19 protein-coding genes and 1 pseudogene are annotated in these 23076 nt (G+C 49.4%); 3 read left to right on the forward strand and 17 right to left on the reverse strand.

The annotated features are described in order from the left end of the window. Nucleotides 1-127 precede the first annotated feature (127 nt). On the forward strand, nt 128-3433 hold the full coding sequence (locus AC0YOB_RS21185) for a sugar-binding protein (protein WP_475794454.1): 3306 nt from the start codon (nt 128-130) through the stop codon (nt 3431-3433). Between the two features lie 200 nt (nt 3434-3633). Next, a complete protein-coding gene (locus AC0YOB_RS21190) occupies nt 3634-3783 on the forward strand; it encodes a hypothetical protein (RefSeq protein ID WP_475794532.1) in 150 nt (49 codons plus the stop codon). On the opposite strand, the gene AC0YOB_RS21195 is transcribed toward AC0YOB_RS21190, so the two are convergent. Then, nucleotides 3738-3860, reverse strand: coding sequence for a hypothetical protein (locus AC0YOB_RS21195; RefSeq protein ID WP_475794455.1), 123 nt, complete (start codon nt 3858-3860; stop codon nt 3738-3740). The two genes, AC0YOB_RS21190 and AC0YOB_RS21195, sit on opposite strands and share 46 nt — an antisense overlap. Nucleotides 3861-3937: 77 nt before the next feature. On the opposite strand from AC0YOB_RS21195, the gene AC0YOB_RS21200 reads away from it, so the two are divergent. After that, nucleotides 3938-4243, forward strand: coding sequence for a hypothetical protein (locus tag AC0YOB_RS21200; protein WP_475794456.1), 306 nt, complete (start codon nt 3938-3940; stop codon nt 4241-4243). Between the two features lie 287 nt (nt 4244-4530). Here the strand turns inward: AC0YOB_RS21200 and AC0YOB_RS21205 are convergent, their stop codons facing one another. The 16 genes and pseudogenes from AC0YOB_RS21205 to AC0YOB_RS21280 all read right to left on the reverse strand — a co-directional run bounded on the left by AC0YOB_RS21205 (nt 4531) and on the right by AC0YOB_RS21280 (nt 23076). Beyond that, a complete protein-coding gene (locus tag AC0YOB_RS21205; protein ID WP_475794457.1) occupies nt 4531-5067 on the reverse strand; it encodes a histidine phosphatase family protein in 537 nt (178 codons plus the stop codon). A gap of 275 nt (nt 5068-5342) precedes the next feature. Next, the gene (fur, locus tag AC0YOB_RS21210) at nt 5343-5819 is read right to left on the reverse strand and encodes a ferric iron uptake transcriptional regulator (protein WP_475794458.1); all 477 of its coding nucleotides are present in this window, start codon (nt 5817-5819) and stop codon (nt 5343-5345) included. A 476-nt stretch (nt 5820-6295) separates the two neighbouring features. After that, nucleotides 6296-8761, reverse strand: coding sequence for a GH116 family glycosyl hydrolase (locus tag AC0YOB_RS21215; protein WP_475794459.1), 2466 nt, complete (start codon nt 8759-8761; stop codon nt 6296-6298). Between the two features lie 37 nt (nt 8762-8798). Further along, the gene (locus AC0YOB_RS21220; protein WP_475794460.1) at nt 8799-9866 is read right to left on the reverse strand and encodes a response regulator transcription factor; all 1068 of its coding nucleotides are present in this window, start codon (nt 9864-9866) and stop codon (nt 8799-8801) included. Beyond that, nucleotides 9859-11646, reverse strand: a complete 1788-nt coding sequence (locus AC0YOB_RS21225; protein ID WP_475794461.1) for a sensor histidine kinase — start codon at nt 11644-11646, stop codon at nt 9859-9861. Before AC0YOB_RS21225 ends, AC0YOB_RS21220 begins: the two co-directional genes overlap by 8 nt. Before the next feature lie 4 nt (nt 11647-11650). Beyond that, nucleotides 11651-12733 carry a Gfo/Idh/MocA family protein gene (locus AC0YOB_RS21230; RefSeq protein ID WP_475794462.1) on the reverse strand — a complete coding sequence of 361 codons (1083 nt, stop codon included), beginning with the start codon at nt 12731-12733 and terminating at the stop codon, nt 11651-11653. Nucleotides 12734-12740: 7 nt separating this feature from the next. Beyond that, on the reverse strand, nt 12741-13691 hold the full coding sequence (locus tag AC0YOB_RS21235) for a nucleoside hydrolase (RefSeq protein ID WP_475794463.1): 951 nt from the start codon (nt 13689-13691) through the stop codon (nt 12741-12743). A 42-nt stretch (nt 13692-13733) separates the two neighbouring features. Beyond that, the gene (locus AC0YOB_RS21240) at nt 13734-14570 is read right to left on the reverse strand and encodes a carbohydrate ABC transporter permease (protein ID WP_475794464.1); all 837 of its coding nucleotides are present in this window, start codon (nt 14568-14570) and stop codon (nt 13734-13736) included. Then, entirely contained in the window at nt 14567-15460 is an 894-nt protein-coding gene (locus tag AC0YOB_RS21245; RefSeq protein ID WP_475794465.1) for a carbohydrate ABC transporter permease, read from the reverse strand. The genes AC0YOB_RS21240 and AC0YOB_RS21245 overlap by 4 nt, the downstream gene beginning before the upstream one ends. 64 nt (nt 15461-15524) lie before the next feature. Continuing rightward, a complete protein-coding gene (locus AC0YOB_RS21250; RefSeq protein WP_475794466.1) occupies nt 15525-16826 on the reverse strand; it encodes an ABC transporter substrate-binding protein in 1302 nt (433 codons plus the stop codon). A gap of 305 nt (nt 16827-17131) precedes the next feature. Further along, on the reverse strand, nt 17132-18073 hold the full coding sequence (locus AC0YOB_RS21255; RefSeq protein WP_475794467.1) for an aldo/keto reductase: 942 nt from the start codon (nt 18071-18073) through the stop codon (nt 17132-17134). Between the two features lie 250 nt (nt 18074-18323). Further along, a pseudogene (locus AC0YOB_RS21260) lies at nt 18324-18425 on the reverse strand (family 43 glycosylhydrolase); the annotation flags it as partial. A gap of 221 nt (nt 18426-18646) precedes the next feature. Beyond that, nucleotides 18647-20176 carry an extracellular solute-binding protein gene (locus AC0YOB_RS21265; protein ID WP_475794468.1) on the reverse strand — a complete coding sequence of 510 codons (1530 nt, stop codon included), beginning with the start codon at nt 20174-20176 and terminating at the stop codon, nt 18647-18649. Nucleotides 20177-20215: 39 nt separating this feature from the next. After that, nucleotides 20216-21097, reverse strand: a complete 882-nt coding sequence (locus AC0YOB_RS21270) for a carbohydrate ABC transporter permease (RefSeq protein ID WP_475794469.1) — start codon at nt 21095-21097, stop codon at nt 20216-20218. A 34-nt stretch (nt 21098-21131) separates the two neighbouring features. Continuing rightward, nucleotides 21132-22070, reverse strand: a complete 939-nt coding sequence (locus AC0YOB_RS21275; protein ID WP_475794470.1) for an ABC transporter permease — start codon at nt 22068-22070, stop codon at nt 21132-21134. Between the two features lie 37 nt (nt 22071-22107). Continuing rightward, on the reverse strand, nt 22108-23076 hold the full coding sequence (locus AC0YOB_RS21280; protein ID WP_475794471.1) for a Gfo/Idh/MocA family protein: 969 nt from the start codon (nt 23074-23076) through the stop codon (nt 22108-22110).

Here is a 23076-nt window from a genome sequence, read left to right on the forward strand (position 1 = left end):
CAAATTGTATCTTGATGCCCGTGATGGATGAACGGCAGCGCATAGAGGGAGGTTTCGTAAAAGAGCGATTGACCGTAAGCGGTAATTGCTTTTAGCTTGTCCATCCTAATAAGTGAGGTGTCTGATCATGAAACATTTTGCTGCACGTTCAATATCCGTTTTGCTGGCAGCGGCGCTGCTTGTCGGCGGCAGCCTGCTGTCTGCCGGAAGATCTTATGCGGATTCGGCCCCGCAGGAGCAGCCTGCTGTTATTACGATTGACAAATCGGTTCAGTATCAGCAAATCGAAGGCTTCGGCGGCTTCGGCGGGAACAAGCCGGGCTGGGAGCCCGGCCCTTATTATGACAGCGGCTTCCTGGATCGGATCGTGGACGACCTGGGTCTTACGATTCTCAGGGACGAGGTTCCGTCGAATTTCGAGCAGGAAAAGGGAAACTGGAATATCGACGGCGCCCTGCCGGCGAATTCCTGCCAATCACAGACCTCTGCGCTCAATGTGCATATCGATTATTTGAAAGCGCTTAAACAAAAGTCGGAAGCTTCCGGAGAGCCTCTGAAGATTATTGCGAGCGTATGGAGCCCGCCTTACTGGATGAAATATGTGAAATGCATTTTTGGCCAGGATACGAACTGGAACAAGCTTATTATGAGCGAAATTCCCTCCGGCGAGAACCCGAACGATTATAAGGAAGAATATGCAAAATGGCTAATCGAATATATCAAGGTGATGAAAGAGCAGGCCGGCGTCGACATCTACGCCCTCAGTATCGCCAACGAGCCCGCCTTTGGCCAGCCATATCAGTCGGCAGTCTATACACCTGACGAGCTGGCGCGCGTGATGAAGTATGTGGGCCAGCGGTTCGAGCAGGAAGGCATCCGGACGAAGCTGTTCGGTCCGGAGGACGTTCAGACGACGGACCGGATCATCTCCTATATGAATGCGATTGGAGCCGATGAGGAAACCCGGAACCTGACGGATATCTTCGCCGTTCACGGCTACGGGGCTGACGGCATAAGCGCCCCAAACGCCAATATTGATAATTGGAAGCAGCTGAGTGAAGCTGCCGGCGCGTATAATAAGCCGTTATGGATGACCGAAACCTCCGGTTATACGCCGGACTGGAGCGGCGCCATGTCGCTTGCAAAGTCGATTAATCTGGCCCTGAAGCATGGAAAGACAAGCGCCTGGGTCTTCTGGTCACTCGCCGAGCATACTCCTTCCGAATTCAGCCTGATTTCCGATACGGGGCCTAATCCGACTTACTATGCGTCCAAGCAGTATTACCGGTACATCCGGCCGGGCGCCGTGCAGGTGGACAGTCAATCGAGCGACCCGGAGCTGCTTGTCTCCTCGTTCACCCACCGTCAGCAGAAAACATTGACGACCGTCCTGGTCAACACGGGAAGCACCGCTAAAACGGTCGCCATGCAGGTATACGGCGGCAGTATCCCTGCGGATTATTCTGCTATCCGCTCCTCCGAGAGCGAACAGGCGCTGCAGCTCGGGAACGTAGCCGCGACGGATACGCTGACTGTTCCGGCGCAATCTGTCGTTACGCTGGTCGGCGCAGCAGCGGATGAGGATGCTCCGCTGCTTCCGGCCATTCGTACCCAGCCGGTGTCTGTAACGGCCGGTGAAGGCGGAACCGCCGCATTCACCGTTGACGCGACAGGCACTCCGGATCTGCAGTTCCAGTGGCAGCGGGACGGACAGGATCTTCCGAACGAGACGGGCCGCCGGCTGTTTATCAAGTCTGTCTCTGCACAGACAATCGGGACCTATACGGTAAAGATCACAAGCCCGTACGGATCGGTAACAAGCGATCCCGCTGTGCTGAGCTTGGCTGGCTTCACGGGCATACCGATCGCGAAAACGCAGCAGGCGCCTACGATTGACGGCTCAGCCGATCCGGTTTGGGGCAGCGCTCATGAGGTTCCTCTTGCCAGGAATGTCATCGGGACGCCCTCCTCGCCCGTGGAATTTTCCGGTACGGTAAAGACCATGTGGGACGATGTGAACTTATATTATTTGTATCAGATTATGGACAGCACTACGGATAACCCGAATGATACAGTAGAAGCCTTCCTTGATCTGGACAACTCGAAGAACCAGGTCTACGGGGCGGACGATTACCAATACGCCTTCAAACGCGATGGTACGGCGCTGAATGAGTACAAGCACAACGCTATCACCGGAGCCGTGTATAAATCAGCCGAGATCCCGGGCGGCTATACGGTGGAAGCCAGCATCCCCTGGTCCACCCTTGGCATAACGCCTGCGGCAAATGCCTTTATCGGTGCGGATGCCGCATCCGACAACGATTTGGGCGGAGGCAGCCGATACAAGATTGCTTACAACACAACGAACAACGATATATGGCTGAACCCTTCCTATATGGGCGTCGCCAAGCTGATGGACGCAGCCGCGCCAGCTGCGGAAACGAAGCTGTCTATCGATAATTCCAGCGTCTACGTCCAAACGGGAGATACCGTCGAAGTTACACTGGGAGCCAAATCCGCCGGTGATTTATATGGCTTCGACGTTTCGCTTAGCTTCGATCCAGGTGCCTTCGAGCTGGTGGATGCCTCCTTGAGCAATCAATTCGGCGTAAACGGCGATGATGCGTATTTCGCTTCCCAGCCGGTCGACGGCGGCGTGCGGATGATTGGAACGCTGCTCGGTGCAGGCGAAGGAAAATCCGGCGATTTGTCCCTGATGAAGGTCAGGCTGAAAGCAAAAGCCGCCGGGCCAGTCAATATATCGGCCGGAGCATCGGCGCAATGGTCCGACCGGACAGGAGAGGTTCATGCCTTCGTTATTAACGATACTGTATTGACCGCCATGACGCTTCAATCGCTTTCTTCCGCAGCCCTGCTGGATGAAGGCCAATCCGTGGATCTGGTCGTCGGCGCAGCCAATGCCGATGATTTCTACGGATTCGATTCCACGCTGCAATATGACACGGGCAAATTCGAGTTTATCGATGCACAGGTAAGCGAGGAATTTGCCGGACCGGATCAGAATGTATTTTTCATCAGCGATCCCGCTGACGGCAGGATCCGCCTGATCGGCACATTGAAGGGCGACACCGCTGGACGTACAGCCGACCAACTGCCCCTTGTAAATATCCGCCTAAAAGCAAAAGCGTCCGGCAGCTTCGATCTTGCCATCAAAGAAGGCGCGACGTGGACAAACAGCGATTCCGCACTCCTGCCTTTCCAATCGGTGGGCGCTGTTCATCTCGTGGTAGCCAACGCTGACGTATCGCTTCCCGCAGGCATCGGTATCAACGACTTGTCCGCCGTAGCAAAAGCATTCGGCAAGTCACAGGGCGACAGCGGCTATAACGCGAAGCTGGATATGAACAAAGACGGTATTATCGATATCACCGATATTGCCTACGTGGCCAATCACCTGCTGGGCAGTATGTAGCCGAGTCGTCAAATTCCAGACAATATCCCGGGTGGAGACAGTCAGCCGCATCGCTGAACCCATCCGGGCTTCTCAAGTCCCACATACGAAAAATGGGGGTAACATTTGATGAAATCAATCGTATCGTTCTGCCTGCTTGTCGCACTGTTCATTTCAGTCGCAGCTCCACATGCCTCGGCAACACCAGGCGGCGGGCAGCTGTGACGCTTAATCTCTCCTGTGAGGCAGGCGTGAACGGCCTGGCTGTTTTCGAAATCAAGTTGCTGAACAGCGTGAATCTCCTCGGCATTCAGGCCACCGTACATTACGACCCGGAAAAGCTCGATCGCAATCCGAATCGTTCTTCGTAAATCCGATAAAAACACTTATGATAAATAATCATGTTTTCTTGTTCTTCCGCGACAACGCGAATATTCCCTTTCTTCAACTCGCTTCGTAATCGGTAATAGTCCTCGGCTATTTAAGTTAAGACTTTGTGCCCAGCTACCCTCTGGAGAGCTCTGCATGTTCTTTCGTTTGCCGATTGTCAAGGGCGACGTATACCTAAATGCGGCTGCAACCGATGACGGCGTCAATTTGGTGTTCAGCCATATGATCGTCAACGTCTCGCCGCGGGATTACTCGGACGGTTATGAGAGCAAGGCGGTTTCGCTGTCCAACGGCACCAAGGCCAAATGGTACACGCCAGGAGACACCGCGATGCTGAGCTTCAAGCTGGACGACCGGACCATCACGATCAGCTCGCCGGATCATGCGCTGAACAGCGCGCAGATCGAGAAGGTGGCGGCCAGTGTAGCCAAATTGCAGTAAACGACTGATTTGCCTGCTCCACATTTATGAACGACTTAAGGCTACCCCGCCGGTGATAATCTACCGGCGGGGTAGCCTTCCATTTGTTGGATGAAACTATCGCGTGTGCAGCCTGCTCCCCCAATGTCTTCTTCCTCTTAGCCTAGCCGAGGGTGAAATCCTGCGAATTCATGAGTCAGGGTGAGAAAATTAAATCGTACCGAGGGAACGTACCTGTTAGTTTAACAGGCCACCATTTACGCAGACAGCCTGGCGTCATTGCCCTATCGTGCCCGTTATCGTAATGCTTAACGCCAAATCCTTTGAATAGTTGTTGAAGTGTCATCAAATTGTATGTGATAGACATCTGGATTTGATAACCCTTCCCATTCTTCAAAACCGACATTGTTGTCGAAATATTTAAGTAACAAGGACATTAAGTTCCCATGGGTAACGATGACAACATTTGTTAATCCGCTTTCTCTTACATCCTTGATGACCGATAATGCACGATCCATCGCAGCGACACTTGACTCCCCGCCTTTATAACACAACTCAAGGTCATTAAAAGTATTACGAAGCATTTCGCGCCAATTCGTATGGTTTTCAGCGCACAAAATTCTTTCTGATAAACGGTCATCTGTAATTATATTAACTCTGAGTTTCTGCGCTAACGGGGTGATTGAACTAATTGCCCTTACAAAAGGACTTGAATGGATGCTTTCAACGTTTTTTCTGTACAGAAATTCAGCAAGTCGGTTGGCTTGCGTATATCCTTCTTCTGTAAGATCAGCACTTGGTGATTGTCCATCCGCTTTGCAGTGTCTCACGATAAAAATGTTCAAATATTACCACTTCCATTCCTTAGATGCTTTTCTCCGCCCTTGTTATGCTTTTCTTCGTCCAAGGTAGTGTATTAGGATAATTCATTATTTCATCGTATGTCATCTAACATACCTTATGACTTTTTTATTATAATCTACCCGCTAGTATTAGGAGGTCAGCCAGTTTTTTCTGATTGCCCTCTTTTTGTAATTAAGAGGTTTAGCAAACGGTAGCCGGGGGCGGCAAGAAAAAAGAAGCCTGACCGTCTTGCTTCAAGCTTCTTTAGCTTCAATCATTAGGTTACCGCCTCGCATTCCCGCTTGCAGCCGTTTTTTTCGCAAGTCTTATACGTGCCCGTAAATTCCAGGCGATGGTCCTTCACCGAGAAGCCGAATTCACGTTCCAGACGCATCTCCATTTCCAAGAGCCAGTCTTCTTTGATTTCCTCCATTTCCCCGCAAACGGTACAAATCAAATGATGGTGCATATGCTCATGATCGTCGCCACGGAGGTCGAAACGGGCCACCCCATCGCCAAAGTTCATCTTTTCAACGATATGCAGCTCGGCCAGAAGCTCCAGCGTCCGATAAACCGTGGCCAGTCCAATTTCAGGGTGCTTGTTCTTTACACGCATAAATACTTCCTCAGCGCTCATGTGTTCCTCTTCATTCTCCAATAAAACCCGTACGGTCGTTTCTCTCTGTATCGTCAATTTGTAGTTTCTGCTCATCAATTGTTGATTGATCTTGTTCAACTGTTCCGGCACGTTCATTAAACGGCTCCTCCTTTGCCACCCTTCCTTTATTTCCATTTACAACATTTTAATTGATAATAATTCTCATTGTCAATAAGAAAGAAATGCATAATTATTAAGGTTCATTAAATTTATCCTTCGTTTCTGGCAGCAAAATATTGTTCCTGGCTGCACCGATTGATGATTTCAGCAAAACAACCGCTGCTTCAGCGGATAATGGTCCGTCAAGCAGCGGTTGCTGAAGATGACTATTTAATTGCTTCCCGGTATCTGCAGCCGCTGCTTCGCCGGGTTATTTATGCAGCAAGGAACGACCTTCTGTGTACAACCTCAAAATGAGCGGTACAGGCCTTGAACTGCAAAAAGGTTCTTCAATTATGAATTTCATGAGCATCATACCATATCGTTGGTCACATAAATGACAAAGTGAAAACCATCCACAGTTCAAACGTTGTAGAGTCGTTTCTATCCGGCAGCAGCTGCGCTGCCGCATATTAGATTTCTTTCAACCGGAAATGTTCGATATCGATATTACCCGATTTAATGTCTGCGAAGGGTTCTCCCCCGCGTATGCCGACTATGCCGTAACCGCCGGATGTGCAGAGGAAGCTGCTGAAGTCACCGGACATCCTCTTCGTAATGTACATGGTCCGGTCGCAAGCATCATAACGGATCCCGCTCCAGCCTTGGAGCAGACCGTAGGAAGCCATAGCGCGCGCGTACCAATGGCCGCATTCATATTCGTTGAACGGATTGCGCGTCCGGCCGTCGAAACGGTCACGACAAATCCGTACGATATCCAGTCCTTCCTCTATGCAGCCAAGCGAGAGCAAGTGGGAGGCCACCTGATATTCGATCCCCGTCCATACTTCATTGCTGTATACGAAGGGCAGCGTAAGCTTTCCGCCTCTCGGCCAAGTGCACAGGAGCAGTCCGCCCTCGCTGCCAAGCGCGAAACCGGGTCTTTGCGGATTCACATGTTCCGACAAGTCCCGCTTCAGATTGTATTTGTAGACGCTGAGCAGGTGACTGCGGACATTATCCCGGTCCAACACGTCCTCAAGCCCGCACATTTCTCCCAACCAGGCTCCGATGACGCCATCTGACAGGCAACCCTGTCCGTACTGGTATTTCGGACCTTCTTCCTTCATCAGCTCAAGTGCTTCAGCCGAATAGTTTACATTCCAAGCCTGTTCCCCGCTTGTCGGAGATGGTGTTCTCAACCCCTGCCAAACGATCTTCTGCTCATAATATTCCCCGTTGAACAGTTCTTTGTCCATATAGTCTCTGCCTTTGCGGTACAAGGACTTGTAGATTTCGGCCTGATCCCCGGCTGCTTCCGCCAAGAGCGAGGCTGACTTGAGCGCGCCTAGATAGATCGATGTGCACATGCCGTCGGGACCCCAAAACTCAATATCATAGGTGTTATGATGAGGCTCCGAGAGTACGCCCAGCCCTTCCGGATCCCAGGTTTCCATGCAGTAGTGAAGGCTCTTTTTCACCTTGGGCCAAATTGCGAGCAGCCACTCCGTATCTCCGCTGACTCGCCATTCCCGGTATACCTTCATAATGCCGCCGAGCTGCCCGTCGCTTGCGGCATGGAAATCGTGATCTGCCGGAATGATCGGCAGCGGGATGCGGAAGTTCTGATGTCCATGCTCATCCTGACCTTCCGCGAATTCGGTATCGCGGATTCCACGTTCCAGCTCCGGGAACAGATGAGGCAGAGCTTGCGCATAATTCCAGACATGGGTACAGGTTCCGTGACAGCTGCCCTTCGTATCCTCGCAGCCCTCCCATCCCCAAAACCTGCCATCGGTTTGCCGGAGCACGGTCGGTGACTTCAGGATGGACAGATTCGCCGCTGCCGCCTCCACCAGCTCGGCAGGCATCGACGTGCCGTAGAAGGTGTCGTTGAACCGGACGCTCTCTTCACGTAATCGCATATAGCTGCACAGCCAATAATCGGCAACCTCCTCAACATCCTTAAACCTTCCGGCATACCATGGTTTATGAAATGCCGCTTTGTCCGCAGCCTCGTTACCGCTCTGCTGCCGAGCTGCGGCGGGAACACCTACGGTCAAATTCGTTTCGGGTACGTACCAGGACAGCAGCAGGCGAACCGTCTGCCGCTCATTCGGTTGGAGCTCCATCGGTACGAAGATGCTCGCCCCCGGACTTGGCTTACCCGTATCCACCGGAGGTTTGTCCTGGCAGCGTCCGGACTCGATATCCTTCCAGATCATCGTCAGCGGATCAAACCAGCCTCCCCTGAACCAGGCACAGTCCACGGCGGCACGGGGATGATCGACAACGGCGCTGAACGCCCCCTGCGTCCACGGCTTATGTTCAATGGGCGGCTGATCCAGGATGAAGCCGTTTCCCGATTCCGCACGGATCACGCGATGATTGCCGGCACCCTCCTCCATGAAATGAGCCGCATGAAAGGAATAGACGAGCTCTACGCTCCGATCCGTATGGTTAGTGAATGTAAATTCCAGTCCGGCTGCCGGCAAGCTCGAATCATCGGCATTCAAGGGGATAAATGGGCTCCAACCGGTTATCGTCACATCAACAGGTACTTTCGGATCGCGAAGCTCCACTGTTCCGAACGGAAACTTCGAGTCAAATACGCTTTCTTTATAGCGCGGCAGCCCATAATGCTTGCCAAAGAGCCCGTTTCCAGGACCGACAAACCGATCCGACCGGTGGCTGAACACTTTCCAATCCGGCACAGGCCCTTCCAGAACCCGTGCCACGCTGCCCTCACTGTCCTTCACGCAAACAGCAGAAAACATCAGCGGTTCATGGGTAATGTCCGGTGCGTTGCGAAGGGAGAAATGAGACATGGCACCCGTTCCCTCCAGGCAAAACATGCCGGCGCCAATTCCTCCCAGCGGAAATGCAACATGCGAATTGCGGCTTCCTGAATACGTACCTTGAGCGGATTTCCGATTCACTATTTATCTCTCCATTCCGATACGGCGCGCGCCATATTTACTTTCTCATCTCCGAGGGGGACACACCATAATATTTCTTGAATACTTTATCAAAATAGGAGACATCCTCGTAGCCTACCCGCTTCGCGATGTGTTTGATTTGGATGTCATCCTTCATCACCCAGGATTTAGCGGATTGCATGCGCAGGCGAATGATTTGTTCCATGATGTTTTCCCTGAACTGGAGCTTATAGCTTTTGCTGAGATACTCCCTGCTCACGTAGAACCGCTGTGCCAGCGACCCCAGGGAAATGTCATCCGCGTAATGTTGTTGAACATAATCGAAGATCTGTTGTAAGTCTACTTTTTTGCGGTCCCTTCTTATGACAAGAATGAAGTCCATCGCTTCTCTATAAATTCTTTTGATCGCTTCAAGTACATCCGATGCATTGAGCTTTGACGGCATATGCCCAAGAAGATCCTTCTCTTTAAGCACACCATTCAGCTCCAGTCCTTCCATCGCCGTGAATTGTTCGAGAGTAATCAGAAACTCATGGTAGACCCGGAGCCACTGCGCCGATCCGCAATCGAACTGAGAATCCAGATGGCTGATGCATGCTGTCAATACGTCTTCTACAGACTTGATGGCTAACTCGTTCAAATGCGCGGCGGCATTTTTCTTGTAATCGTTCAATATAGCCAGTATCCCGGGAGGAAGGGTCACCAGTACCTCTGATAATTGGTGGCGGTGATGCTGCAATTCCTTGAGACATAATTGCAATGCCTGGGTCAATTGTCCGGGATCCACCGGTTTAAGCAGGTATTCAACCGCACCCGAGCGTAATGCTTGATGCATGTACTTATAGTCATCATACCCGCTCAGGACAATCACTTTCATATTCGGCTGATTCGATTCCAGGATCCGCAGCAGCCCGATTCCGTCAAGGAGAGGCATCTTCATATCCGTAATGACGATATCCGGATTCAGTTCCTGAATCATGCGGAGGCCATCTTCCCCGTTATCCGCTTCGCCGATGATCTCCATATCCGGAATAGCCTGCGCCACGAATTTCTTGATAAGATCGCGAACCAACGATTCGTCTTCCACGATAAGCAGCTTAGCCATTTGAACCGCCTCCCTGTACGGACGTATTTGGGATCACAATGGTCACTTGAGTTCCGCCATGAAGCGTGCTTTCGATTTTCAATCCGTATTCTGAGCCGAATTGGGTCTTGATCCGTGCCTGAATGTTGCTGAGAGCCATGCTTTCTTTAATTTCGATTATCTCTTCAATATTGCGCATTAAGCTTTGTTTGAGCTCAAGCTCCCTTTGCGGTGATAAACCGGTACCGTTATCGGTAATTTCAATGTACAGCTTTTCCCAGTCGCATCGCGTCCTGATTCCGATGTTCCACCTTCCTCTTTTATGCTGGAATCCGTGCTCGAATGCGTTTTCAACAATGGGCTGCAGCGTGAGCGGCGGTATGAGGCAGTCGGCTGTAGAGGGATCAATTTCCCATTCTACCGTAATTTTATCCTTGATTCTGAATTTTTGTATGACCAGATAATTGCTGACATGATCGAATTCCTGCTGCAAGGTGACAAGATCATTTCCCACTCCCATCGTATACCGCAGATTGCTGCTGATCGCCTGGATGATGTGATAAATTTCCGGGACATCCTTAATTACAGCCATCGCGCCGATCGATTGCAGGGTATTATGCAGGAAATGGGGATTAATCTGCGCCTGCAGCGCTTTCAATTGCGCCGTTCTTTTCTCAATGTAAATCTGATATCGCGATCGGATAATCTGGGCATATTTTTGCTCCAGCCAGCCGATTTCATCTTTGCGGTTATGTCCGACATAGATGTCGCTGTTCGTCTCCTCGGTCCACGTGATAGCCCTTACAAGCTTTAATATAGGAGAAACCGCTTTGTTCGCGATAAATTTGGAAGCGGTAACAGAAACGATAATCAGAATCGTCACGATCCCAATCCCGAACCTTAACGTATTGTTGCTGCTCGCGGATACGACGCTGGTTGGAATCATTTTCACGATCGTCATTTTGCCATCCGCAAAAGACTGGTAAAAAATATAATGGGCGTCGTCTTGGAGAAAATGATCCTTGGAATGCTGTTCGATCCGTTTCACCACAGAGGTCGCTAGTACTGCTTCAGAGCTGCCCTCAAAGGGGATGTTCACGACATTTCCCGACTCGTCCAGAACCAGGATCGTACTCTTGTCATCGCTGCCCAGCGACTTGAAGATGGGATCGAACATGCTCCAGTTCACTTGAAGCGCGACTCCGCCCACCAGCTTGCGGTCAATAAACCGGTATAAGTTGCGGTACATGGTAAATTGGTCTGAGTCCGGCACGAAAACATATACCGGTTTTCTGCCTCCGGGCGAGTTCCAGGGGGCTGTCGTCCCTGGATTGGGAAGAACCCGTTCCTCGCCGTTTCGGACGGAATAACTTCGCTCATTCTCTTTTTTGAACACCGTGATCTCGCTTATTCTGTTCAGGTTCGCCAAATTTTGCGACGACAATATGGCGAACAGATTTTTCTGCAGAGTGAAGTCAAGGGCGTCATCCTGGTTTTGCGCATTCTCCATGAATTGCGTAACGCTCTGATCATTCATCACGGAGAACAGAATCTGGTCCAGGATTTGAATCTGATCGTCGAGAAAAGTTCCGGACCACTCGATTTTGGATAAGTTCGATCCCATGATTTCAGCCTCCAGCTGATCTTGGGCGTTATGGATGGCGACAACGGTTAACATGATGAGCGGAATGCAGGTCAGCAGCACCAGCACCAGAAACATCTTTTTTTTAATGCTGCCGGAGAAGGACTCCATGAATGATCGGCAGGTGATAAGCAGTTTTATACGCAGTCGATTCGGCATACCTCTATTTTAACTTATTTATGATCATTTCGAATAGGAGCAGATCTTCCCTGAAATCCTCCGGTGTCGTTCTTACCGTTCCATTTTCCGTTATTGCTTGGTGCAAAGCCTTCAATTCGAGGGTATACGGGTCTGTGAGCGTCGGTCTGATTACAGATTCCTTATAGGTCTCTCCTTCCGTTTCGCTGACGAATAATTTGACTGGAAGATGGCGGATATACGGCGTATCATATTGCACTTTAACAGATTTATGACTGGAGTAAACCTCAATATGGGCGTCGAACCTGCCCTGCTGATCCATACCGGTTTCATAGACGACGGAGAAATTGCCATAGTCGAATATAGCGGTAAGGAATATACTTCCCTGCTGCTGCGAAACCTTGGCCCCAATGACTCCCTGCGGCATTCCCAAAGCCTCCCGCATCGCCGACAGATCATGGCTTCCCAAGCCGGTCAAGAAACGGTAAACACCGAATATTGGCGATTCAGGCTTCAACCCTGTCGCTGCGATGCTCATTTGTTCCGCCCTGGCCTTTCGGTCGGCCTTGGCCGACTCCGGAATATCGTCGAAGGAAACCGTTCGGCTGGTAGGTTGAATGAAATAGTGATTCGGCCCGATGATATCCCTGACCCTGGCGTACGTGATGTTCTTAAGTCCCCCGATTTCCTGCACCGCCTCGACAAAGGAGGCCGCGTAGCGGCGCATATAGCCGACCATCACGACGACTTGATGCCGGTCGCGCAAGGCAATAATGGCATCCGTTTCCGCATTTGTAAGGCACATCGGCTTTTCGATGAATACATGCTTATTGCGGCTGATCGCCTCAATCGCGCAATCGGCGTGATATTCATCGCTGTTGAGGACAAAAACAACATCCAAATCTTCTTGTTTGACCAGATCGGACATATCCGTATACAGATTCTCAACCCCGTACCGATGCCCCAGATGCTCCAGCAAACGAGGGGATATATCGCATAATGCCGTGATCCGGAAATAATCGGGAAGCGATTCCAATACAGGTAGATGAATGACCTGGGCAACTTCGCCAAGACCGATCAAGCCAACGTTTAATATTTTTTTATGCATGACCTGGTCACTCCTTTATTTGGGTTTGTTCTCCGGCTGCGGCAGCCAACTTACGAAAGAAATCTTTAAATACCGCATCTCGATGCACGAAGGTTGCGCAGCGGATCAAATGCCTGCTCGAATCCTTGCTCCAAGTGACCCCGTCGGTAAGCAAAGGGCTTGGGACGAGCTCTGTTGAAACAGCAGCGGGATTCAGCAAATAGGCGATCGTTGAAATATCCCAGATCACTCTTGAGTATCCGAAGTGGTCATCGGAGCAGTTCTTGAAGCGCTCGGCCAGAAAATCGCCAATCCGCCCTTTCCCTCTGACATGCGCATCAATCTCCGGCAGCGTGGTCAACAAGCTCGTGGTGACGCCCAGGACGGGGATCAGCACCAGAGGCACGCCGCAGTCAAGCAGTACCTGAGCGCCCGGAACGTCCTGCTTCAAATTGAATTCCGTCGTGTCGTTCCACCAGAGCGCATGTCCTCCAAGCCACACCACGACGATCTTCTCGATGATGCGCGGCTCTAACAAAATAGCAGACGCTATGTTCGTGATCGCTGCGATTGCCACGACATAAAGAGGTTCGTCATCGGGGGCGGCCATCGCCTTCGCAATCAGGTCGCGGGCCGCTTCGCTGTCTACCGGCTCTTGCGGTCCCGGCAAGTAGCCTTCCGACCCGCGGAACACGAACCCTCCAGCGGGCTCGTTCATTTGCTCCAGGATGCGGATAATCTCATCATAGCTTTTTTCCATGCCGTCCTTCGGCCCATCGGAAAGCTCATTGTGAAAAGGTGCGGCATAAATGGCTTGCAGATTGATTTTGTCTTTCGAGAGCAGGGCATAGACGATCGCAAACTGGTCGTCGATTTCATTATAGGTATCGGTATCCAATACCATGTTGATTTTACCGGCAGGCGGCTGTAGGCGGCGAACCCGCAGTTCCTCGGACAATTTCGGATAAGATTGGATCAAATCGGATTACCCCCTTCTTATGATGGCGTTCTCCTTCTCTTGTCAGCCCTTGATCGCTCCATCGGCGATGCCCTGCACGATATACTTTTGGAAGAAGAGATACACCATGATCACAGGCAGCGAGGTGAGAACAAGGATGCTTAAGATGTAGGACCATTCATTCGAATACTGACTGAAAAATGTGCTCGCCAGCAATACAAGCGTGTAACTCTTATAGTTGGTCAGCATAATCAGCGGCAGCATAAAATCATTCCACACCCATAAAATATCGAGAATCGTGATCGTCAAGGTAATGGGTATGAGCAGCGGAAAAATAATTTTTATAAACGTCTGCAGCTGTCCGCACCCGTCAATCTGAGCGGATTCCTCCAGCTCTCTTGGAATGGATTTAACGAATCCGTGGTACAAAAAGATCGCGAAGTTAACGCCAAGTCCGATGTAGATCAAGGGAAGACGATAGATCGAGCCTTGAATTTTCAGAGCAGTCGCCATCTGGATAAGTGAAAACATAATAGAGTAAAAAGGTATAAGCATGGAAGACAGGAACAGAAAAAAAATAAAAGCGCTGAACTTTCCGGGCGTGCGCGATAATTTGTATCCGGCCGGTGCGCTGCAGACAATAATTCCGATGATAGACAGGGATGTAATGACGAATGTATTATACAGATTACTTAAAATATGAACTTCGGTCAGCACGTACCGGTAATTTTCCCAGTGCAGCACCTTCGGCCATTGAATAACCGACTTGAACATCTCGCCTTGCGACTTCAATGAGTTCATTATGGCCAGCAATATGGGAAACAGGAAAAATACAGTCGCACAAGCCAGCAGCACAACAATCAACAACGAGAAGAGAAAGGATGATTTCGATTTCCTCATGCTTCAACCTCTCTCTTTTTCAAGACGGCAACCTGGGTCACCGTAATGACCAAAATAATAAGAAATAAAATCATCGCTTTGGCAGTCGCGTATCCATAACGCAAATCCCTGGCAAACCCCTCCTGATAAATATTAAAGGCAATGACCTCCGTGCTGTAGCCGGGACCTCCTCCTGTCAGGGCGTACACAACTTCGAAGATTTTGAAAGATCCGTTCAGGGTCAGGAAAACGCATATCGTAATGGCCGGCATAATCATCGGCAGGGTAATATGAAGAAATTTACGAAAAGGCGTCGCTCCGTCAATGGTAGCAGCTTCCTGCAAATCCCGCGGAACACCCTGCAGAGCTGCGATATAAATGACCATCAAGTAGCCTGCCCCCTGCCAGATGGATACCAGAAGGATCGATACAAAAGCCATATTCGCGGAGCCCAGCCAGGGCTGGTCCAGGAAGCTCAGAATGGTCTTGTCGGCCAGCTGGGGAAATACCGTCGAGAAAATGAAGGTCCACATTAACGTACTGATGTATACGCTAAACATATTGGGCATAAAAAACAGAGTACGGAACACGGATTTGGTGCGGGTGCGTATCCGGCTTTCCACCAATACCGCCAGAGATATTCCGACTATATTCTGTAATACGACGATCGCAACCACATATTTTAACGTGTAAAACAGCGAATATATGAATCTGGAATCTTCCGTGAACGCTTCGATATAGTTGCTGAAGCCGACAAAATTATACTGCCGGAATAAACCGTTCCAATCCGTAAAGCTGTAATAGATGCCGCCGATCGTCGGAATCAATAAAAAAATCACATAAAAGAACAATGCCGGCGCCGCGAAAGCCAGCAGGGGAATCCAAGGTTTGGATCTCAGAGTCCGGTACATCCCAATCACCGCCTATTGGAAGGAAAAGCAGCAGCGTTAACGGCTGCCGCCCTTCTCCATAGATTTATTTTTGAACTTTGAGCGAATTTTTCCAGGTTTTATCCAATTCTGCAATCAACTGATCCTGCGTAATTTGTTTTGCGAAATAGGATTGAGACATCTTGCCTATCGCTTCATTGGCAGCTTGCGGTATGGATTGATCCAGATACGAGTGGCCGCTTTCCACGTATTGATTTCCCTGCTCGGTCCAAGGGAACGTGCTGATTTGTTGGTTTGATGCCACTTTGTTAAACTTTAGCTGATCAAAGAAAGCAGAAGAATCCTTGTCATCCAAAATGTAATTCAGAAAGTCGACGGCAACCGCTTTGTTCGGACTTTCCGGATAAACGGTCAGCGTAGTGGAAACCGCCAAATTGACCATCGTGGACGCCGGATCATCATTGACAGGCAAAGCGCCGAGGCCCAGCTTGAAATCCGGATTCGCTTTCAGAATGCTGTCCGCATACCAAGTGCCGGTAATCAACATCGCGGCTTCGCCGTTCGCGAATTTCGCCAGCCCGTCATCCGCGCCGGTCTCCAGCGGGCGTTTTGTCCCGTTTGCATTGACCAGATCGATAATATCGAACATCCCTTTATCCTTTAATTCGCTGAAGGACGCTTCCCCCTTGTTCATCCGGTCCCACCAGTCCGGAACCTGCTTGGCGGCAACCGATTCGAAGCTCAATTGCGTAAGCCATCCCGGAAAGCTCTCTTCTTTATATGCAAGCATAAATGGAGTCACATTGTTGCTTTTCAGGGTTTCGACCACTTGTTTCATTTCCGATAACGTCGTCGGCACCTTCAAACCGTATTTTTCAAAAATCTCCTTGTTGTACAAGTAGCTCCAGGAGAAGCTTTCCATCGGAACACCGATAACCTTGCCGTTAATCGTCACGACATTGCGAATGCTTTCTATTAATTTGCCGGCGAAAGGCTCGTTCGAGAGATCCGGCAGATAGCCTCCTTTTTCGAAGACCGGACCGTCAAAAGCGGCATGCAGGGAATATATATCCGGTGCGTCTCCGCTCGCCAAACGAGTTTTCAGCAAATTGGCGTCCGATGGCATTTCCATATTGTAAGTGACGTCAATCCCTTTCTCCGCTTTCTCCTTAACCGCAAACTGTTTCAAATACTGGTCGAACTGCTCCTTGAAACGCCCAAGCCCCGTCAACATCAGGTTCAGTTCCACCTTTTGCGGTTGTTCAACGCCGGCTGTGCCGGATGCGTCCGGACTGTTGTTCTGACTCGATGAATTGTTCCCGCCGCAAGCCGATACCATCACAGCCAACAGTAATATTCCGAACCAAACCGTCATTTGTTTTTTCAAAATCTGATCCCCCTTCATATTCATTAATATCTTTGCAAGCGTTCTCAATTAGTAGTATAGGGTTAATTTGCTCTTTTGTAGTTGGAAAATGTTAACCCGATAAATTGGAATATATTAAGATGGATAACATGAAGCGCCGGCTGCTTGCCGCTACGCCAGCCAGAACTGCCTATCCTTCAATTAAACCGAAAGAGGAGCTGCCCGAGGCAAGCTCCTCCACAATGATATATGTTCAATGAGCAGCACTCCGGCTGCGGTACAGTTCATCCTAATCTGACTTAAGAATCATACACTAGACATTAACTCTAATTTCCTGTAATACTGTCGATTCCCGCAAAAATGTCTTTCAATCTTTGGGTATCCTGCTCAGGCAATGGCCCCCTGCTTACCGATTCGATGTTATTGGCCAGGTGCTGCAAATTTCCCGTCCCCATTAACACGGAATGGACTCCCGGTTCATACCTGCAAAACCTGTAAGCCGCATCCACAATGCTTTGTGCCCCGTCCGGATGCACCAAAAAGCCCAATGGATTATTGCGGTCCACTTTGCGTGCATCCAGCAGTCCTTTGTCAAACAACTCATTGAGTAATTCGATCAGGACCTCCGGACGAGACAAGGCTCTTCTAACGGCAAACATATCGAGAACTCCGATATTTTTGGCAACGGCAGTTTTAAAGATTTTTTCGCGCGCACTCTGATTCAACAGATTGAAGCCGACCATCATAACATCCCAGCAATTATCCTGTACCGCTCTTTCCAGTGTTTTATGCGTCGAGTCGGAAGCGAACGCTTCGGTAATTCCCAAAAAGCGAATTTTACCCTTTTCTTTCATTTTAATCATTTCGGGCACAAGCTGCTGGACTGCATAATCATAATCGGTATGATCCACACCATGCAGATGGTAAATATCGATATAGTCAGTGTTTAAGTTGGCCAGGCTTTGATCTACACTTTTTTCGAAGTCTTGCGCTTTTTTTAATCCCTTGTTCTCGCGAAGAGAATATTTGGTTGAAATAATGACATCTTCTCTTTTAACATGCTTCAATCCGGCTCCAACCACGGATTCGGTACCGTAAGCCTCTGCCGTATCGATCAGATTGATTCCCCGTTCGATCGCATTATGCACGATCTGCGCGGCATGTTGTCCGCTCCGCTCCGTTTGTATGCCCAGCCTGCTGCTTCCTCCGGCACCCAAGCTGATAACGCTTACATTTAAACCTGTCCTGCCCAATGTTACATAATCCATTCCAATCACTCCTTTTCGTTAGAATCACACCTTTGCAAGATGCCTTATTGACGCTATTGTCCGGCTTTTACCTGTAACGTGCTTCGCCAGCATTCCCATCATCCCGGAGGACGCTTTACTATGAAGTTTAAATCGCAGGACAAACAAAATCAACTCATTGAAAAAATTACCCCCGGCATCCGGCGTCGGGATTGGCATCGCCCAGCCGCAGACATGATATTGAGCTGCCGTCCTCCCGAAATTCTATCTAGCAAACATAATCGTTCAAGCAATAGGCATGTCCGTTAAAACGGTCATGGGACCCGTATACATAGACTCTGTCGTTAAATACATACGGTTCTCCATCAGGAATCTCCCATGAGGGTCAAGCCTTGTTTTTCATTTTCGTTCGTCACTCCTTCTCAAAATTTGAATGGTACACGGACGTTTATTAAAATCTAGGCGTTCCAAAAACAAGAAGGCGGCCATACAGGAAAATTCTGTATGGCCGCCAAATAATCCCGCGATGCCGCCCCTGGCATGGCAAAGATTGCAGATCATTTTACCGGATTGATGCGACAATCCGTTTGCCTATCAGCTTGCCAGCTGCTCCTTATACGATTGATTGAATTCTTCGGCAATTTTCTGATATTCCGGATCCGCCTTTAAATCTTCCACCAGTTGATCCCAGGCCTCGATCGGCTCCGCGCCCATAATCACTTTCACCTTCATATCATCGACTTTTTTGGTGTACTCCGCTCCCATTGTCATATTCGTCTCCGAGATCAGACCGATCGTCGGGTCCGCGATGCTGACTTTGGCGCGCTCATCAATAATCAATTTATTTCTTTCGTATAATTCCTTCGGCATACCGACATTGTAAGCATTCAAATATTTGTCGAATCTCTCAAAAATTTTGCCGAACGAGCTTTGGGATACACTATCCTTCAATGCTTGCTCCGTCGCGACTCTGAACCCGTCCTCCATCGTGAAATGAACGCCTTCTATTCCATAGCACGCGAGCTCGAAGCCTTCTTCCGTTGCGCCATAATCCATTAGAGCCAATATTTTTTTCACCTTGGCTTCCGGTACATTCTTCGAAATCAGATATACCCCGCCAAATCCAGGCGATTGGGTAGCAACTTTGCCTTCCGGCCCGGTAAGATAATTGAACGGCAGAAAATCGGCGTCCGGATACTGTTTCTTCGCTTCAATTGCCGATCTGTACACTCCCGCTACCGTATCCAGGGTCATTCCGACCTTGCCGCTCTTGGCCATATCCTCCATCTGCGTACTCTTCAGCACCGAAAAATCCTTGGGGACCAGTCCTTCATCATACAACTGCTTGTACCACAGAATCGCCTCACGGGTTCCCGGCTGCAGAATTGTATCAACGATTTCCCCATCCTCCAGCTTCCACTTGCCGTTGCTGTGGTTAAAGACATCATAAGCGAAATTCGCATCCCGCATATTATATCCGTAGGTATCCTTCTTGCCGTTGCCATCCGGGTCCTGCTCTACGAATGCTTTGAGTGCCTCGTACAACTCGTCCATCGTTTCCGGCACTTTCAGGCCGAGCTTGTCAAGCCAATCCTTACGGATCGCCGGGAACCCCCCGCCATCCAACGGCCTGACCGAGGGAATTACATAATTTTTGCCGTTGATTTTCGTCTTGTCCCATGTTTCCTTCGGATATTCCATCAAATGCTCGTAATCCTGAATAAACGGCGTCAGATCCCAGAAGGCTCCCTGGGCCACCATCTGCTGCATTTGCGGGTTGTTCAGGTCGCTGACTTTCATCAAATCGGGCAAATCGCCCGAGGCAAGAACAACATTTTGCTTATCTGTCCAATTGTTCGGCGAAACCCAGATGATATCCAAGTCGGTGTTTGTCCGCTTTTCAAAATCCAGTGTCACCGGATTATCCGCAGCCGGAGGCTGGGCGGTGTGAAACTCGGTCATGATGCTGATTTTCACCGGCTTCTCGTCCTGACCGCCGGCTGTTGTGCCTGTGGAATCGGAAGTTGGCGAAGAGCAAGCGGTTGCTATGGAAGCGGTTACTAAAACAATTGATAACGACTTTACTACCCGACTCAGCCGAACAGAACGGTATACTCTTTTCACAGAAATACTCCCCCTATATATTTGCAATAATGAACTTCCTTACCCTTTAACCGATCCCAGCATGACGCCCTTGGCAAAATGCTTTTGCAAAAACGGATATACAAGCATAATCGGCACGGTTGCGATTACAACCGCCGCCATTTTGAGCGTCTGAGCGGGAATCTGCTGCTCCGACATAATCTCCGCCGCAACAGCTCCGCTTTGCGAGGTGGATGAATCGATAATCATGTTGCGAAGCACCAGCTGCAAGGGCCATTTGACATTATCGTTGATATAAAGCACGGCATTGAAAAATGTATTCCAATAACTGACCGCGTAAAACAAGCCGAAAGCCGCCAGCGAAGGAAGGGAAAGCGGTAAAATGACACGCATAAAGATGCCAATATCATTACAGCCGTCCATTGCCGCCGCCTCTTCCAATTCCACGGGAATACTATCGAAGAAGCTTTTCATCAATACGACGTACCACCCGCTGGTAAGCACCGGCAATATCAGCGACCAGATGCTGTTGATCAGTCCCAGATCCCGCACCAGCAGATAGGCCGGGATAACACCCGGGCTGAACAGTATCGTGAACAAAACCATCAGAAGTACGACTCGCCTTCCGCGTAACCTCTTCCTCGACAGGCCATAAGCCATTGCTGCAGTAATAATCAGACTAAGCGCTGTTCCTACCGTTGCCAAAAAAGTGCTTACACCTCCGGCGAGCTTGAACGTCGAGGTGGACAACAAATATTGATACGATTTCAAAGTCCAATGCTCAGGGAAGAAGATAAGTCCCTGCTTCTGGATGTATTCCGTAGGATCCGTAAATGAAACAACAAACACATAATACAAGGGAAACACGGTGACAATCGAGATCAGAAAAAGAACAATAATATTGGTCATGTTAAGCAAGCGGTCGCCCAAGCTTTCTTTCAATTCATCCACCTTCTTCTACAGCGGCTATGCGGGATCAATAAACGCCTTCCTCACCCATACGCCTCGCCACATAATTTGCTCCGATGACAAGAATCAACCCCACGACTGATTTAAACAGACCTACCGCCGTACTAAAACTAAATTGTCCGCCCTGAATGCCCAGCCGATACACATAAGTTTCAAATACATCCGACACCTGGGAAACTGCGCCGTTCATCATAAGGAACACTTGTTCAAAGCCGACGTCCATGATTTGACCCAGTCTTAAAATAAACAAAATAAGAACCACACTTCGAATTCCCGGCAATGTAATGTGCCAAATCTGGCGAAAACGATTCGCGCCGTCGATTTTTGCGGCTTCGTACAATTGGGGATTTATTCCGGCAATAGCCGCCAGAAATAAAATGGTTCCCCATCCGGTTTCCTTCCATATAGTTTGTGTGGTCAGCAGCCCCCAAAATAAATTTGCATTCGTTAGAAAATCAATTTCCTTAAAGCCTGCAGAACTGAGAAATAAGTTTACAATACCAGAGGATTGGGACAAAAGCAGATAGGAAATGCCTGCAATAATGACCCATGACAAAAAATGAGGCATATACACAATCGTTTGAACGATTCTTCCAAAAACCACGCTGCGAAGCTCGTTCAGCATGACGGACAACAAAATCGGCAACGGGAAGAAAAAGATTAAATTCAACAAGCTGATCATCATCGTGTTGCGAAACAGCAAGTAAAAATCGGGATTGGAGAAAAAGCGGATGAAATGGTCAAAGCCGACCCAGGGGCTTTGCAGCACCCCCATATACGGGGAATAGTCCTGAAAAGCAATCACGATTCCCCACATCGGGACATATTTGAAAATCAGAAAAAAAAGCACGCCCGGCATAATAAGCAAATATAAATATTTATCTCGCTTCACATCCATCAGCCAGGAACGGCCCTTCTGGCCAGTACCTGTGGAAGGAATGCTCATGAAGATTCTCCTCCTTTCTAAAAAAATTTCAGCGTTCTTACCTGCCGTCCAAAAGCGCTTGCGCCAGGATGATTTCAGCAACTTCCATCGTTTTCAGCGCATCGCCGAAATGGGAGGATGGCAGCTTGCCTTCCTTCAGGCAATCAATAAATTCCCGGTGCTTGGCCTGGAAGCCTCCATACTGGTAGAGTTCATTGCCTCCTGCGATCTCGCGAGCATCGTATTCGACACCTTGTGTATCGCCGTTTGCATAAAGATATCCTTTCCGTTCATGCTCGGCTTCGACGCAAATGTCAGGCGCATGCATTTCTACGGAAAAGATTCTTCTTCCGCTGGACCAGCTGTTGATCAAATAACCGATAGCGCCGTTATCGAAATGAATCGTAGCTGAAATAAAATTAATGTCCGGCACCTGAACGCGCTTTGTCGCACTCTCCACCTTCACCACATTCCCTCCGCACATCCAGCGAATCGTATCGATGGAATGAACCGTATCGTCCATCATTCGGTCTCTTGCGCCAAAGAAGGGTTGGATTTCGGATTTGTAAAAACGGCAAACCGCATGTGTGATCGGACCTCTCTGCAAGCATTCCTCACGGAGCTTGACCACCATCGGAGTACTGCGACGTTGAAAGCTGACCTGTGTGATGCAATTCTTTTTTTTCGCCGTGTACGCCAATGCTCTTGCTTGATGGATCGTTATGCCGAGCGGTTTCTCGATGTACAGATTCAAACCTTGTTCGAGACACCACATCCAGACGTCATACAAAATATGGGGCTGCCCGATGGCATATACAGCATCCGGTTTCACCTCCTCCACCATTTGCCGATGATCGGAATATCGATGTTCAATCCCGTATTTATCCGCCGTTTGCTGCAATGCTTCTGGCGAAATATCGCAAATACCTGCTATTTCCACATCATTAAAGGAAGCAAGCGAAGGGTAATGAACCGCATTGGCCATTTTCCCGGCGCCTATCACAGCGACTCTCACTTTATTGTTCAT

It is taken from the genome of Paenibacillus sp. JT31N17, from assembly GCF_056269255.1.